At 66.8% G+C, this 15,525-nt stretch carries 11 protein-coding genes; 3 read left to right on the top strand and 8 right to left on the bottom strand.

What is annotated here, in order from left to right; all coding sequences use genetic code 11:
* Positions 1-1,518 (bottom strand): GAF domain-containing protein (locus AC1DYD_RS22875; RefSeq protein ID WP_478175039.1); only part of this gene is annotated, 1,518 nt, incomplete at its 3' end.
* A gap of 33 nt (positions 1,519-1,551) precedes the next feature.
* Between AC1DYD_RS22875 and AC1DYD_RS22870 the strand changes: the two genes are divergently transcribed.
* On the top strand, positions 1,552-1,758 hold the full coding sequence (locus AC1DYD_RS22870; protein ID WP_478175038.1) for a hypothetical protein: 207 nt from the start codon (positions 1,552-1,554) through the stop codon (positions 1,756-1,758).
* Positions 1,759-1,897: 139 nt separating this feature from the next.
* Here the strand turns inward: AC1DYD_RS22870 and AC1DYD_RS22865 are convergent, their stop codons facing one another.
* Both AC1DYD_RS22865 and ilvB read right to left on the bottom strand, forming a co-directional pair.
* The gene (locus AC1DYD_RS22865) at positions 1,898-5,446 is read right to left on the bottom strand and encodes an indolepyruvate ferredoxin oxidoreductase family protein (protein WP_478175037.1); all 3,549 of its coding nucleotides are present in this window, start codon (positions 5,444-5,446) and stop codon (positions 1,898-1,900) included.
* Between the two features lie 128 nt (positions 5,447-5,574).
* Positions 5,575-7,377, bottom strand: a complete 1,803-nt coding sequence (ilvB, locus tag AC1DYD_RS22860; protein WP_478175036.1) for a biosynthetic-type acetolactate synthase large subunit — start codon at positions 7,375-7,377, stop codon at positions 5,575-5,577.
* Between the two features lie 58 nt (positions 7,378-7,435).
* On the opposite strand from ilvB, the gene AC1DYD_RS22855 reads away from it, so the two are divergent.
* Entirely contained in the window at positions 7,436-7,936 is a 501-nt protein-coding gene (locus AC1DYD_RS22855) for an Lrp/AsnC family transcriptional regulator (RefSeq protein WP_478175035.1), read from the top strand.
* 224 nt (positions 7,937-8,160) lie between these two features.
* On the opposite strand, the gene AC1DYD_RS22850 is transcribed toward AC1DYD_RS22855, so the two are convergent.
* The 4 genes from AC1DYD_RS22850 to AC1DYD_RS22835 all read right to left on the bottom strand — a co-directional run bounded on the left by AC1DYD_RS22850 (position 8,161) and on the right by AC1DYD_RS22835 (position 13,320).
* On the bottom strand, positions 8,161-9,867 hold the full coding sequence (locus AC1DYD_RS22850) for a flavin-containing monooxygenase (RefSeq protein ID WP_478175034.1): 1,707 nt from the start codon (positions 9,865-9,867) through the stop codon (positions 8,161-8,163).
* A gap of 673 nt (positions 9,868-10,540) precedes the next feature.
* Positions 10,541-10,831 (bottom strand): hypothetical protein, encoded by a 291-nt coding sequence (locus AC1DYD_RS22845; protein WP_478175033.1) that lies wholly within the window; start codon positions 10,829-10,831, stop codon positions 10,541-10,543.
* A gap of 237 nt (positions 10,832-11,068) precedes the next feature.
* The gene (locus tag AC1DYD_RS22840; protein WP_478175032.1) at positions 11,069-11,965 is read right to left on the bottom strand and encodes a transporter substrate-binding domain-containing protein; all 897 of its coding nucleotides are present in this window, start codon (positions 11,963-11,965) and stop codon (positions 11,069-11,071) included.
* Positions 11,966-11,985: 20 nt separating this feature from the next.
* Positions 11,986-13,320, bottom strand: a complete 1,335-nt coding sequence (locus AC1DYD_RS22835; protein ID WP_478175031.1) for an aspartate aminotransferase family protein — start codon at positions 13,318-13,320, stop codon at positions 11,986-11,988.
* A gap of 173 nt (positions 13,321-13,493) precedes the next feature.
* On the opposite strand from AC1DYD_RS22835, the gene AC1DYD_RS22830 reads away from it, so the two are divergent.
* Positions 13,494-14,393 (top strand): LysR family transcriptional regulator, encoded by a 900-nt coding sequence (locus tag AC1DYD_RS22830; protein ID WP_478175030.1) that lies wholly within the window; start codon positions 13,494-13,496, stop codon positions 14,391-14,393.
* 598 nt (positions 14,394-14,991) lie between these two features.
* On the opposite strand, the gene AC1DYD_RS22825 is transcribed toward AC1DYD_RS22830, so the two are convergent.
* The gene (locus tag AC1DYD_RS22825) at positions 14,992-15,519 is read right to left on the bottom strand and encodes a hypothetical protein (protein WP_478175029.1); all 528 of its coding nucleotides are present in this window, start codon (positions 15,517-15,519) and stop codon (positions 14,992-14,994) included.
* Positions 15,520-15,525 lie beyond the last annotated feature (6 nt).

The raw sequence follows: 15,525 nt of genomic DNA, 5'->3' as shown, positions 1-15,525 counted from the left end.
ATGGCGCAGGAAGCGTCGCAACCTCTGGATCACTTCGCCGGCGCGTCGGCTGTCAGCGACGATGTCGGCAACGGTCGCGCGCAGCTCGTCGAGCGGGGGTACGTTGGAACGGAGTAGATCAGACGCCGTCTCCGCATTGGCCCGGCTCGCCGCGAGCGGCTGCGTGAGCTCGTGCACCAGCGAGGCTGCGAACACACCCATCGAACCGACCCGCGCTGCATGGGCTGCCTGCGCATGCGCCTCCTGTTCGTGCCGCTCCGCTGACTGGCGTGCCAGAAAACTCGCAAATGCTTCCCCGAGCAGTTGGGCCCGCGGCGCAATGACCTGCGGCCAGGCGGGATCTTCTCGGACCGTGGCGATCGAGAGGGCCCCCGCGACTTTGCCCGACAACAACAGCGGCACGACCATGGCGGCGCCGATGCCCCAGGCTTGCAGTGCGTCGAGGTCTGCGGCGGCCTCTGGAGGAAGCTCGGCATGTCGGTTGAAGCGCACCACCGAACCACGTTCAAGTTGCGCCGTGATCCAGGGCAGGCTTCGCGCACGAGGTGGTTCTGGCAGCTGGAGCAGCCCATTGACCAACCCACGGTGCGTCTTGCTGAACGTGGCGTTGCCCTCGACGCGCTGCCAGAGCGTGGCACGATCGGCGCCGAACGCCTGTGCCACAGAGCGCAATCCGGCCTCGAGGACGTTGTCCTGCTCAGCGCGCGGCGCCGCAAGAAGTCTGGTCAGGATGTCGGACGCGATGCGCTCGAATCCGATGGCGGCGTCGAGCTCTTCTAGCGCTTGCTTGTGTGCAAGGGCACTGCCGAAGATGGTCGTCATCACCTCCATGCGCTCAACCAGATCGGGCGGCCAGGCGCGCTCCGCTCGCTCGCAATCGAGGGCGATGCAGCCCTCGATCGCATTCCCGACTTTCAACGGCGTCGCCAGGCACGCCTTCACGCCGTACTTCTCCCATGTTGCCTTGTCGGTGGACGATTCCTTCGGCAATTCGTCGAGGCTTCCGAAAGCGATGGTTCGGCCCGCCATGAGACGCGGGAGCGCCCAAGGGAAGACTTTCGAAAGTTTGCCAGGAGAGCCCTCGAGCCGACCAGGCGATGCGCCCGAATGAGTGACGCGGGGGGCGCCATGGCCGTCTGCAAAGCGGATCAATGACGTACGGTCGACGTCAAGCACCTCGGAGATGCGCCGCAACGACTCGGTGATCGCGCCGTCGACCTGGTCGTTGGGCAGATTGACGAACCAAGCCGACAAGTCTGCCAGCAGGCGATCGAAGGCTACGCTCGTCTGCGCGAATGCGGCCGCAGAACATCCTTCATCCCCACCGAACCGTTGGCATCCTTGTTGGGAGACTCCGCGGCGATTGACCCGGCGATTGACCATGTCATTGTTCCTTCGCTCCACTGCGGCGCTCCGCGGAGCGCGACAACCCATGAAGAGCGTCGTGGGATTGCAGACAATCGAGCGCACGCCGTGACGGACCGCCCGCGCGACTGCAACTCCTTTGACGAATGACATCAAGGATTCCGGGCGCCACGGTATCGCTGTTCGATGTGGGCCCTGTTGATCTGCATCAATCGCGACGTGCGTGGCCGCCCGATGCAACTGCGCGAGCACGACGAGTTCACCGCGACGCCGGCCGAACTGGGCGCGCTCGTGGCGACGGTCAATATGGAGTTCGAGAGGCTTCTGCAAGCCATGGACAGCGCCGGCGTGGCGCTGAGCAAGGCGCTACGGAAAGTTGTGCGCAAGACCTAGAAGGCCAAACCAAAGGGAAAATAGCACGCGCAAACGACCGGGCGTCCAGGCCGTGAACAACGTGCTGGACCACGACTGAGGTGGCGCCACGCCATCCTTGCGTACAGCGTGGCGATAGTCGCAAACAGGCCCGGCCCCCTCAAACGGGTACCGCCTCCCGCCCCGCCCTCACCTCCCGCGTCCCGCGCAGCTCCTGCGCGAGCTTCGACCCCCTGACGCGCGCCTGCACCAGGCTCTCCTCCTTCACGTGCCCATAGCCGCGGATCTGCTCCGGCAGCCGCGCCAGCGCGATCCCCGTGTCGCGCACGGCGTCCAGCCCGACCTGCTCGATGCGCGCCAACACTTCCTCGACGGCCGCGCGGTACTCTTCGATGAGCTGCCGTTCGGTCCGGCGTTCGGCGGTCCGCCCGAAGAGGTCCAGCGGCGTGCCGCGCAACCGGCGCAGCGCCGCCAGCACGCGGAAGCCATGCAGCATCCACGGACCGAAGCGCTGCTTGACCGGATGGCCGTGCACATCGCGCTTGCCCAGGATCGGCGGCGCCAGATGGAAGCGCAGCTTCGCCTTGCCTTCGAAGGCCTGCGCCAGCTGCGCCTGGAAGCGCCCGTCGGTGTAGAGCCGGGCCACTTCGTATTCGTCCTTGTAGGCCATGAGCTTGAACAGATTGGCCGCGACCGCCCGGGCCAGCGCATCCTTGCCGCCATGCTTGGCCTCGACGGCCTGCACGCGTTCGACGAAATCCGCATAGCGCTTGGCGTACGCAGCGTCCTGGTAGGCGATCAGCCGTTCGACGCGATCCTCCACCAGCGCGCGCAACACCATCGGCCGCGAGACCGAGACGACCTGCGCCGGCGAGGCCTCGCGCGCGACCGCGGCCGGATCGAGCGCCGCCTTGCGCCCCCAGCCGAAGGCCGCCTGGTTGGCCTTGACGGCCACGCCGTTGATCTCGATCGCCTTCAGCAGCGCGGCCGACGACAGCGGAATGCGGCCCTTCTGGAAGGCGAAGCCCAGCAGGAACAGGTTGGCGGCGATGGCGTCCCCCATCAGGCGGGTGGCCAGCGCCGTCGCGTCGATGAAGTTGGCCCCGCCCTCGACGGACTCCTCGATCAACGCGCGCACCTGCGCGGCCGGAAAGACCCAGTCGGCGTCCTGCGCAAAATGGCCGGTCGGCTGTTCGAAGGTGTTGATCAGCGCATAGGTGCGGCCGGGCCGCATCTTCGAGATGGCATCGGGCGCACCGGCGGTGAGCATGTCGCAGCCCAGCACGAGGTCGGCCTCGCCGGTCGGGATGCGCTGGGCCTTGAGCTGCGCGTTGTCGCGCGCGATGCGCACGTGCGAGGTCACCGAGCCGTTCTTCTGCGACATGCCGGTCATGTCGAGCACGCTCACGCCCTTGCCCTCGAGGTGCGCCGCCATGCCGATCAGCGCGCCGATGGTGATGACGCCGGTGCCGCCGATGCCGGTGATCAGGATGTTGTGGATGTTCTCCAGCGACGCGCCCGCGGGCTCGGGCAGCGCCGCTGCGGTTTCAGCCCTCGCCGCCACCGGCTTGCTCTGGCGTGGCGTGACGCCCTCGACGCTCACGAAGCTCGGGCAGAAGCCCTTGACGCAAGAGTAGTCGGCGTTGCACGCGCTCTGGTCGACGCGGCGCTTGAGGCCGAGCGCGGTCGGCTGGGGCAGCAGCGAGGTGCAGTTGGACTGCTCGCCGCAGTCGCCGCAGCCTTCGCACACCGCCTCGTTGATGAAGACGCGCTCGGCGATCTGCGGAAACTCGCCCTTCTTGCGGCGGCGCCGCTTCTCGGCCGCGCACACCTGGTCGTAGATCAGGACCGACACGCCCTCGTAGTCGCGCAGCATGCGCTGCACCTCGTCCATCGCGTCCCGATGGTGGACGGTGAGCGACAGGCCCTCGCTGTCGGCCGGCAGCTTCGAGCGGTCGGCCCAGCGGCCCGGGTCCTCGGCCACCAGCGCGATGCGCCGCACGCCTTCGGCCGCCACCTGCTGCGCGATGCGCGGCACGCTGATCGGCCCGTCGACCGGCTGGCCGCCGGTCATGGCGACGGCGTCGTTGTAGAGGATCTTGTAGGTGATGCGGATGCCGGCCGCCACGGCCGCGCGGATCGCCATCGATCCCGAGTGGAAGTAGGTGCCGTCGCCGAGGTTCGCGAACACGTGCTTGCGCTTCGAGAACCAGGCCTGCCCCAGCCACGGCGCGCCCTCCCCGCCCATGTGCGTGGTGGTCTTGTTGTGCGCGGGGTAGATCGCGGTGGCCATCACGTGGCAGCCGATGCCGGCCAGCGCCAGGCTGCCTTCGGGCACCTTGGTTGAGCTGTTGTGCGGGCAGCCCGCGCAGTACCAGGCGGGCCGCGCCGGCGTGGCCACGGACTTGCCGAGCACCACGTCCTTGGCGTCGAGGATGGCCAGGCGGGCGCGGATCATGTCGCTGGTGTGGAAGCGCGCGATGCGCCCGGCGATCACGCGGGCGATCTGCGCCACCGAGAAGTCCGCCGTGGCCGGCAGCAGCCAGCGGCCGCGCGGCGAGGCCCACTCGCCGGCCTCGTCGAACTTGCCGATGACGCGCGGGCGCACGTCCTCGCGCCAGTTGTAGAGGTGCTCCTTGAGCTGGTACTCGACGATCTGGCGCTTCTCCTCGACCACCAGGATCTCGTCCAGCCCGTCGGCGAATTCGCGGATCGAGTCGGGCTCCAGCGGCCAGGGCATGGCCACCTTGAACACGCGCACGCCGATGCGCGCAGCCTCGTCGGCGTCGACGCCCAGCTCCTCCAGCGCCTCGAGCACGTCGCGGTAGGACTTGCCCGAGGCGACGATGCCGAGCTTGGCGCGCGGCGAGTCGATGGTGATGCGGTTGAGCCGGTTCTCGCGCGCATAGGCGATGGCCGCGTAGATCTTGTAGTCCTGCATCAGCGCTTCCTGCTTGCGCGCCTGCAGGCCCAGCGTGTCGGTCGACAGCCGCGCATGCACGCCGCCGGTCGGAAAGACGAAACCCTGCGGCTGGCGCGTGTGCACCCCCATCAGGTCGGCCGGGATCGGGCCCGACGACTCGACCGTATCGGCCAGCGCCTTGAAGCCCACCGGCAGGCCGGCGAATCGCGACATCGCGAAACCGTGCAGCCCGAGCTCGACGTACTCCTCGACGCTCTGCGGGTAGAGCATCGGGATCATCGAGGCCGCGAAGATGTGGTCGCTCTGGTTGGGCAGTGTCGACGAGTAGGCGCCGTGGTCGTCGCCGGCCACCAGCAGCACGCCGCCGTGCGGCGAGGTGCCGGCGTGGCTCATGTGCTTGAAGACGTCGCCGCAGCGGTCGACGCCCGGGCCCTTGCCGTACCACATGGCGAACACGCCATCGACCGTGCTCTCGCCGGTCAGCTGCACCTGCTGGGTGCCCCACACAGCCGTGGCCGCGAGTTCCTCGTTGACGCCGGGCAGGAACTTGACGCCGTTGCCGTCGAGCTGGGACTGCGCCTTCCAGAAGGCCTCGTCGATGCCGCCGAGCGGTGAACCGCGATAGCCGGAAACGAAGCCGGCGGTGTTCAGGCCGGCCGACTGGTCGCGCCATTTCTGCACCAGCATCAGGCGCACCAGGGCCTGGATGCCGCTCAGGTAGACGCGGCCGGTGGTGGCGGTGTATTTGTCGTTCAGCGAGACGCTGTCGAGTTCGGGAGTCGTCATTTTTGTTCGATCCGGTAGGACGCTTGAGTGACGTGCGCGCGGCCGCGGGTAAGCGGTGCCCGCACGGAATACCTCGGCCGCAGGTAGGCGGCGAGGCATGGTTTCTTGAGCTTGCGGTGGCTGCGGTTTCAGTGGGGCGCGTGGTCCCCCTGCTCTTCTTCGTACCAGCGGTCCTTCGCGAGCATCACGCGGTGATGGCCGCGGCCCGACGGCATCATCGGGAAGCAGTTCTCCTGCGCCGCCACCTGCACATCGAGAAAGAAAGGCCCGTCATGGGCCAGGCATTCGGCCAGCGCTCCGGGCAGCTCGGCCGGATCGGCGACGCGGCGCGCGCCCCAGCCGAAGGCCCTGGCCAGCGCCACGAAGTCGGGCAGCGCCTCGTTCCAGCTGTGGCTCAGCCGGTTGCCGTGGTTCAGCTCCTGCCACTGGCGCACCATGCCCATGTAGCCGTTGTTCGACAGCACCAGCTTGACCGGCGTGCGGTGCTGCGCGGCGGTCGACAGTTCCTGGATGTTCATCAGCACCGAGGCATCGCCGCTGACGCACACCACGAGCGCGCCGGGATGCGCGATCTGCGCGCCGATCGCGGCCGGCAGGCCGTAGCCCATCGTGCCGGCGCCGCCCGAGGTCAGCCAGCGGCCCGGCCGCTCGAAGCGCAGGTACTGCGCGGCCCACATCTGGTGCTGACCGACGTCGGTCGAGACGATCGCATCGCGGCCCTCGATGGCCTGTTGCAGCGAAGTCATCAATTCCTGCGGCAGGATCACGTCGGCGCGCGGCGTGTAGCCGAAACACTGCTGCGCGCGCCAGTGCCCGATGCGCCGCCACCAGGGCGCGAGGCGCTCCGGCGCGAGGCCGTCCAGCTCGGGCATCGTGAGCAGCACGTCGAGGATGGCGCCGCAGTCGCCGACCATCGGCACGTCGACCTGCACGATCTTGTTGATGCTGCTCGGATCGATGTCGATGTGGATCTTGCGCGCGTGCGGGCAGAACTCGTCGAGCTTGCCGGTCACGCGGTCGTCGAAGCGCGCACCGACGCAGACCACCAGGTCGGCCTCGTGCATCGCCAGGTTGGCCTCGAGCGCGCCGTGCATGCCGAGCATGCCGAGGAAGCGCGGGTCGGACGCCGGGAAGGCGCCCAGGCCCATCAGGGTCAGCGTGCACGGGGCGTCGAGCCGCTCCACCAGCCGCGTGAAGGCCGCGCAGGCCCCGGGCCCGGCGTTGATGAGCCCGCCGCCACCATAGAGGATCGGCCGGCGCGCCGTCGACAGCAGGTCGGCGGCACGCTGCAGCATCCCGCGCGGCGGCAGCCCCGTGGTCCGGCCCTTGCGCAACGTCGCGGCGGGCGTTGCGTGCGCGGCGTTCAGCGGCGTGAGCTGGATATCCTTCGGCACGTCGAGCAGCACGGGGCCGGGGCGCCCGGACGCGGCGATCTCGAGGGCGCGCCGGACCACGGCCGGGATGTCGTCGGCGCTGCGCGTCTGGTGGTTCCACTTGGTCACGGGCCGCGACATCCCGAGCGCGTCGCTCTCCTGGAAGGCGTTGGTGCCGATCACCGAGGTCGCCACCTGGCCGCTGATGCACAGCACCGGGATCGAATCGCTCATGGCGTCCAGCAGGCCGGTGATGGTGTTGCCGACACCGGGGCCGGAAGTGACCAGCACCACGCCGACCCGACCGGTGGTTCGGGCATAGCCCTCGGCGGCATGGACCGCCGCCTGCTCGTGGCGAACCAGGATGTGGCGCAGGCGCGGCTCGCCGTGCAGCGCGTCATAGAGCGGCAGCGCCGCGCCGCCCGGGTAGCCGAAGATCGTGTCGACGCCGCACTCGATCAGGGTCTCGAGCAGCGCGACCGCGCCGTTGCGCACGCGCGGCGGCGACGCGGGGTTGTCCAGGGGGGGCGATGGGTGGGGGGTGGCGAGCGTTTGCATGCCAATATTCTTCCGTTCTGATTGCAAAATATGCGTCTTTATTCCGGCTCATTTCCACATGAACCCAAAAACCAATCGCCAAAAGGAAGTCGGAGACGAAAAATCATCCGACAAGATTGACCTGGCCATCCTCCGCGTCCTGCGGGAGGATTCGCGCAAGACCCTGCAGGAGATCGGCGCCGCCGTCGGGCTGTCGCCGACCAGCTGCTGGACGCGGATCAAGAAGCTCGAGTCGCAGGGCGTGATCAAGCGCTACACCGTCGACCTCGACGCGCCGAGCCTGGGCTACCACGACTCGGTGATCGTCCAGCTCACGCTCGAAAGCCACACCGACGAGACGCTGTACGAATTCGGCCGCGTGCTGGCCACCATCCCGGAAATCCAGGAGGCCTACCTGGTCTCGGGCGACTACGACTACTACATCCGCATCGCCGTGCGCGACACGCGCGACTACGAGCGCCTGTTACGCGAGAAGCTCTACAAGATCCCCGGCATCCGCCACAGCAAGTCGCATTTCGTGCTGCGCGTGCTGAAGGAGGCCAGCGTGCCGCTGGGCTGATTCCCGACAATGGCCGTCATGAGACCCGATCTGGATTCCCTGGCGCTGTTCCTGAGCGCTGTCGCGTTTCCGCAGCGGCGGCTGGTGGACCACCTGCTGGCGCGCAGCCTCGTCTAGTTCAGTACAGGCGGCGCTCCCGGGATGACAACCGCTTGTAACTTGCTGGCCAAGCGATACCTCGTTGCGGACTGAAGGCTCGCCATACGGCGTGAGCGTTGTAGCGCCTACGCTGGCGCAGCCGCCCACGCTGCTACCTGCGGAGACTGCGCGACGCACGCCAGTCGCCGCAGCTTCTGCAATTCGGAATCCTGAAACTGCGAGGACTGCATGCAACCGAAGGCCTTGGCTTCATCGGCGAACCGGTCGGCCGCATCCGGCAGCGCATCGCGACCTTCGAGGCGAAACGAAACCGGCGCGAGCGGCCCGAATAACAGGGCACGCCGAAGCTGAGGCCAGCGCTGCGGATCGGGCTCCACGCCCGCGGCGCGCGCAAACAGCAAGGCCATCAGGTTCATCTTGGTTTTCTGTGGCTCGCCGCACGCGCGGCACTTGGCAACGCCCACGTGCATCTCTTCAAGCGTCGGCGCTGCGATGGCGCCGCTCCACACATAGGCCATCCACCGGGCCTGCAACTCGATCGGCGGAAACATCGGGCCCGACTGATCCCAGATGCCCACGAATGCAAGTCCAGGCAGCTGCGGATGGAAGGTGTGCTGAAAGAGATCGAGCCGCTGCGCGTCGAGGTTGAGCGTGCGGCGGATCGGTTCGCCGAGGAAGGGCATTTTCAGTTCGAAGCCGGTGCCGAACAGAATACCGTCGAAGGTCTCCGCACGCCCGTCGCTGAAGCTGACCCGCGTGCCTTCGACCCTGTCGAACCACGGACGCACCTCGATGCGGCCCTCGGCAACCAGCGGAAGAAAATGCTGGCTCAATGTCAGGCCCGCATCGAGGATGCTGTCGGCGGGCTTCGGCGCACCGAACTGTTCCGGACTGCCGCCCCAGGCCAGCACCAGCTCTTTCAGCATCTCGCCGAATTCGCTGCGCGGCAGCGACTCCTCCGCCAGCGCCTGGAAGCGCGTGAACACGCGATGGTCCGAGGGCACCCCGGCCGCGAGCTTCGGCAACACATAGCGCTGCCGACGATGGCACACGACCACCCTTGCCGCGCCGAGCATGCAAAGATCGCTGGCAATCTCGAGGGCACTGATCGCGCAGCCCGCGACGAGCACGCGCTTGCCGCGGTACCGCTCGGGATGCTTGTAGGCATTGGTGTGCGCCACGCCATTGCTGCCCGAAAAAGACGTCAGCCCCGGCACCTCGGGAATCCGCGAATGCTGGAAGCGGCCACAGGCGACCACGGCTTTCTCGAAGATCTCTTCGTCGTGCGCGCCATGGCGCACGGCCCATCCCCCGGGCACCGCCGCAAGCTCGCGCACCTTGGTGCGCAGACGTATCCGCGCGGACAGGCCGAATCGGTCCGCATAGCGCTGCAGGTAGTCGCCGATCTCGCGATTGGACGGATAGACCGCGAGGCCCGGCGCATGCGGCAGGTCGCTGAATTGTGTGAGCACGCGGCTGGTGTTGGTGCGCATCGATGGCCATACGCCGCTGCAGGTCGCATCGCCGCTCCACTGGCCGCCGGGCAATGGCGCCTGCTCGAACAGCACGGGCTCGAAGCCTTCGGATTGCAGGTAGCGCGCAGCGATCAGGCCGCCCGGCCCGGACCCGATGACGGCGACTCTTGGCATCGTTGGAACCTCCGTCCTCATCGGGACCGGCACGCATGCCGAGCGTTTCAGGGGGTGGCGCCCGATTTCCCGAATTACGGCGCCGTCGACATGGTAGATCTCTTTGCCCTCGTTCTTCAGAGCGCCGTCGTCGAACTCGGATCTCCCTCGACGATGACGGCGAAGATCGGCCCCAACTGCCACTCACACAGATCCTCGTACCTCGAACTGCTGCCAGCTTCACTCACAACGTCGCCACTTTTGTTTCCAGGAAGGGTGAGGGGCTGGCTTGCCTTCGAAACGCAGGCTGACATCAACAATGGGAGCTGTGGACCAACGCGTTGCGCGAGAGAAAGCTCGCCACGGCGTCGTTGACCACTTCCGGATGTGTCACGGGGCCCATGTGACCCAGATCGTCAAACTCAAGCACTTCGACATTGGGAAGCGCGTTCGTCAGAAGTCGGGCCACCCCCCGCGACGAAGCGGGCGACTTCCCCCCCACCATGTAGAGGACTGGAACCTTCAACGCGCGAAACGCCCGCAATGGCGTCGGCTCCGAAAACAGGGCGCGAGCCCTGGATGGGGCCGGGGACCTGGAGCCGCATACCCGCCGCTCGCCAAGCGCCGGTCGCAGCATCCATGGCCAACGTCGCAGGCTGACGGCGATCCAGCCGCCTCGAAGACCGGTTCCAGCAAAGCCACCTCGTCGCTCAGCGTCACGATGCGATCTCGTGGCCACGCCGGGCCTTGTCCCGCGCCCAGCGAGTCCGGCGCGAAGACGTGGAAGTCCGGGGACAGGCAATCCATCAATACGCGCCACTGCGACAAAGTACTTGCGTTCGAGTGGACGCACACGACACCGGGTCCGGTGCCCGCCTCACGCACACTGGGAATTGGGAATGCCATCGGTGCTCCTTGAAACGCGGCTCATGTGCCGCACCATCGCGACTTCGGGTGAGTCGTGCGACTCGGTCCCGCTGCAGGCGAGCGGCGCCTGCGACGGATAGGGAATCGGTTGCGGAATCAGGACAAGGACGATCGCGCTCGCGAGAGCTGCGACGGCGACGACCAGCACCATCAGCGCTTTTCGCAGAGACCGCGTGGTGGCGCTGGCTCCCGCCCGCTCGACAGCGTCGGTCCGCGGCGGTTCCTGATGGATGGATTTCATGGAACGTCTCCTGAAAAGCGGTGCATCCTCATCTGCCTCACGGCAGGTCGCTTCAGTTCCCATTTTTGCGTGGGCGCGCTGGGCTGTATGTGCGATTCGGCACACCTGAGCCCATCTCGATGTTGGCCCTGCGTTTCCTCAATTCGGATCTGACCTCACGCGGTGGCTGTGTGGTGCACTTCCGCGCTGGAAGCGGAGACTCACTAGGGAGCAAACGTACCGCTGTCGCCCAGGCGCTCAAGGCTTATCTTCGTAGGCCTCGGCCGGGCGGTCGTTCGGCGAATGGAACGCCGCTTTCAGCGAATCGCTCAACGGAATGTTGATGACGGCGTTGCGGGGCGGAATCGGCGCCATGAACCACTTCGCGTAGAGCTTCTCGAGCGCGCCCGAGGCCATCACGCCGCCCAGGTAGCCATCCACCGCGCTCTTGAACGCCGGGTCGTCCTTGCGCAGCATGATCGCAATCGGCTCGATGCCCAGCGGCTTGCCGACGATCCTGAAATCGCCTGGGTTGCGCGCATTGGCGATGTTGCCGGCCAGCGTGTTGTCGTCCATGGCGAAGGCGTCGGCGCGGCCGGTTTCCAGCAGAAGGAAGCTTTCGGCGTGGTCCTTGGCGAGCACGATGTTCAAGCCGAAGCCCTTGTTGTCCTGCTCCAGCTTACGCAGCCGCTGGACCAGGGTCGTGCCGGTGGTGGTCACGATGGTCTTGCCCTTGAGCTGTTCCACCGACTGGATGCCGCTGTTCGCCCGCACCGCGAAACGCGCCTCGGTGATGTAGGTGGTGTTGGCGAACGCGACCTGTTGCTGGCGCGCAGCGTTGTTGGTGGTGGAGCCGCACTCGATGTCGACGGTGCCGTTCTGCAGCAAGGGCACGCGGTTCTGCGAAGTCACGACCATCTGCCGGATCGCCACGCCCGGCAGCAGCTTGCCGAGCATCTGCTCGCACAGCTCGACGTGATAGCCGACGTAGCTGCCGCCCAGTGAATACGAAAGAGGCGGCGAGGCTTCGCGCACGCCCATAGTGATGGTGGCCGCCGCCGCGGCCTTGGCCAGCGTGCCGCCGCTGTCCTGCGCGCTGGCGCCCACCACGGCGCACACCAGTGCTGCGCCGATGAAGATCGATCGATTCTTCATGATGATGCGCACCGTGCAGGTCAAGCCGCCACCGCCACGGGGGCTGGGCTCGCGATCTCGTCCAGGCTCTCGCGCAGGGCGCGGTCGAGGATGGCGATGGCGCGGTCGATCTCGGAGTGGCTCACGGTGAGCGGGGGCGCAATGCGCCACACCGAGCCGCGCTCGGGCCGGCGGCGGATGTTCATGCTCAGGCCCAACTCGAAGCACTTCTTCGTCGTGCGCGCGCCCAGCTCGTGGTAGGGCAAGCGCGAGGCGCGGTCCTGCACCAGTTCCACGCCCAGCAACAGGCCTTCGCCGCGCACATCGCCGATGGCTTCATAGCGCCGCTGCATCTCCAGCAGTTGGCCGCGCAGGTAGGCGCCGGTGGTGCGCGCGCGCTCGATCAGGCTATCCTTTCGGATGGTGTCCAGCACGGCCAGCCCTACAGTGGCGGGCAGCGGGTCGGACACATGGCTCGTGTAGAAGGTGAAACCCTTCTCGAACACGTCCTGCTCGATCTTCGGGCTCGTGGCCACGGCCGCCAGCGGCAGGCCGCCGCCCATGGTCTTCGACACCGACATGATGTCGGGCACCACGCCGTAGAAGTCCGACGCGGTGCGATGGCCGATTCGGCCGAACGCCGTCTGGGCCTCGTCGAAGATCAGCAGCATGCCGCGGTCGTCGGCCGCCTTGCGCAGGGCCTGCATGTACGACTTCGGAGGCACCAGCACGCCGCCCGCGCTGATGATGGGCTCGATGATGATGGCTGCGCGCCGGCCCGTGGAGGCCATGTCGTACATCTTCAGGCCCAGCTCCAGGCACGCCAGCGCAGACTCCTCGCCAGACATACCCTGGATGTAGGGCCGGTAGGCGTTGGGCTCGGGCATCAGGTAGACGCCGGGCACGTGCACGCCGTAGCCCTTACGGTCGCTTGCGAAGGACACGGCGCTGGTCCCACCCGTCACGCCGTGCCACGAGCCGCCCACGGCCAGGATCTCGAAGCCGCCGGTGTACATCTTGGCCATTCGCAGCGCCACTTCGTTGCTCTCGGAGCCCGTGTTCACGAATATCGACTTGGTGAGCGGTGCCGGCATCCAGTCGGTGGCCATCTTTTGCGCCAGCTCGGCCACGACTTCAGGAATCATGCCGCTGAACATGTGGAAGGCCTTCTCGCCGGCCTCGTGAACCGCGCGCACGATTGCCGGGTGGTTGTGGCCGATGGTGGCGCACATCTGGCCCGAGGTGAAGTCCAGGATCTCGCGGCCCGTGTCGTCGATGACGATGGCGCCGCGGGCGCTTCGGAACAGGTTGGGGAAGGTGTCGCCGCCGTAGCGCACCATGTATACCTTGGCCGCCGCGCGTAGTTGCTCGCTCATGTCCGAATCCTTTGCTGAAGTGGTGAGAAGATTCGTGAATGGTCGCGAGGAGCGGCGCCGCGGTCCAATGTCGAGTTTGCATCCAGGGGCAATGCGCGGCACGCATCGACGATGCGAACAACGAATTGGGATTCGACTTGCAAATTGCGCCCGCACAGGCGTCAATTCACCCTATGGACATTCGCTGGTTTCAGGATTTCGTCACCCTCGCCGAGGTGCAGAACTTCACGCGCGCGGCGGAGATGCGCAACGTGTCGCAAGCTGCGTTCAGCCGCCGCATCCAGGCGTTGGAGCAGTGGCTGGGCGCGAAGCTCATCGACCGCGCGAGCTACCCCACCAAGCTCACGGCGGCGGGTGAGCGCTTTCGCACGGTGGCCACGGGCCTGCTCAACCAGATCGCCGACGCCAAGGCCGAGATCGGCGACGCGCCCTCGCGCAACCACGTGCGCATCGCCTCCACCTATGCACTGGCCAGCACGCGGCTGCCCGGTTGGTGGGCTCGCTGGTCGAGCGCGGGCGAAATCAGTTGCAGCCTCGAGGTTGGCAATGTGCACGACACGGTGTCGGCCTTCAATGCGGGTTCGGCCGATGTGCTGATCGGGTTCCACCAAGCCGCTCACCCGGTGCAGATCGACCCAATGCGCTTCGAGCGGCACGAACTGGGCGTGGAAAAGGTGCGGCCCTACGTATCGCGCACATTGGCCGAGTCGGGACGGCTCGAACTGCCGGGCACGGCGTCGAAACCGTTGCCACTGTTGATGTATTCGGCAAGCGGCTACTTCGCCCGCGTGGTCGACTCGGCCATCGAACAGTCGGCGCAGGCGCTGGTCGGCTATCGCGCCTTCGAGGCCGAAATGACCGACGTGCTCGGCGACCTCGCGTTGCAGGGCCTCGGCATCGCATGGCTGCCTGACAGCTCGTTCGTCTCTGGCCGGCTGGCCGGGCTGGCGCCGCTGGGTGACGGCGCCTGGGACATCGAAGTGAGCATCGTGGCCTATCGCGCGCGGGTCAATGCGCGGGCGGTGGTGGGGCGGCTCTGGGAACAAATCTGTGCCGTGCATGACCTTGGGTGATGGCGACAGCGTGCCAGTTTCGAGCAATTTGGAACGGTATCGCGAAGTGGAAAAGCCGCCGCCTCTCGCTCAACTGCAGTCATGAAAACGCGAACAAGTCACTGGGGCGTCCGTTTGCCACCGTCCGCTTTCGCTCGTAGCTGCCGTTCCCCGCGCCAGCCGTAAGACCGCAACGGGCCCGGAGCGTTGGTTGGCGACATTCGGAAGCGGCCGCTCACGCGCGATTTCGCCCAGGTCGTCCACCGCGATCCGACGCTGGCGCCGAACTCGAACTTCCTAAACGATGTCGGCGAGGTCAAGTTCCAAAGTAGACCGGCCGTTCGTCACAGAAAAGGGCCAAGGTCGGGTTTCGGCGACCGCCGTCATTCGGCAGCCGAATTCGAAGGACAGCAGACAGTCTTCAGCAGCAGTTGGAGGCAGCGCGTCAATGATCGCAACTGGAGCTCTGCAGTCGACCAGCCGCCCTCCAACTGCCCTTTGGGCATCGGCCTACGACGGTGCTCCTTGGACCGCCTGTCTTCGGATCTGTTGGGTTTGTCTGCGGATGTAATGACTCAAGGCCCTCTTGACGTCGACTCGTTGACGAACTCGACGATGCTCAGACGTCGAGCACGTGGCGCAGCGCATGGAACGGCACCCGCCAAGTCCCGCCATCGCCGGTGCCGAGGGTAGCCGTGCGCTGGTTGATGCGCACGATCACGCCGGTGATGTTGCGACCATCACGGTCGTTGAACGTCACGGTGTCTCCGCGTTGGAACTCGCGCGCATGGGTTGTCGCGCTGGCAGGTTCCGGCGGCGGCTCATAGGGAGCTTGCTCGTCGCGACGTTCGGCACCGTGATAGCCCTGCATCGCCAGGCACGGGATCTTCCAGGTTCGCTTGGTGCCTTCTTCCAGTACCGTCGCCTGGGTATCCCGCATGGCGATGATCTTGCCGCGGCGCATCTGGCCGTCGCGGAAGTCGACGAACTGCACAGGCTGGCCAAGATGGAGGTTCGCACGTGCGGCAATTCCGCGACGCGGATCGGCCAACATGCCCTCGATCAATGCCTTGAGCTGGTAGAGCTGCGGGCTGCTCGCGCCCTCGAGGGCTTCCATCATCCGCGGGTCGGTGCCTTGCGAGTTCACTGCGTC

The organism is Variovorax sp. P4_B11 (genome assembly GCF_056402355.1).
This window is presented reverse-complemented; position numbering and strand designations above follow the sequence as displayed.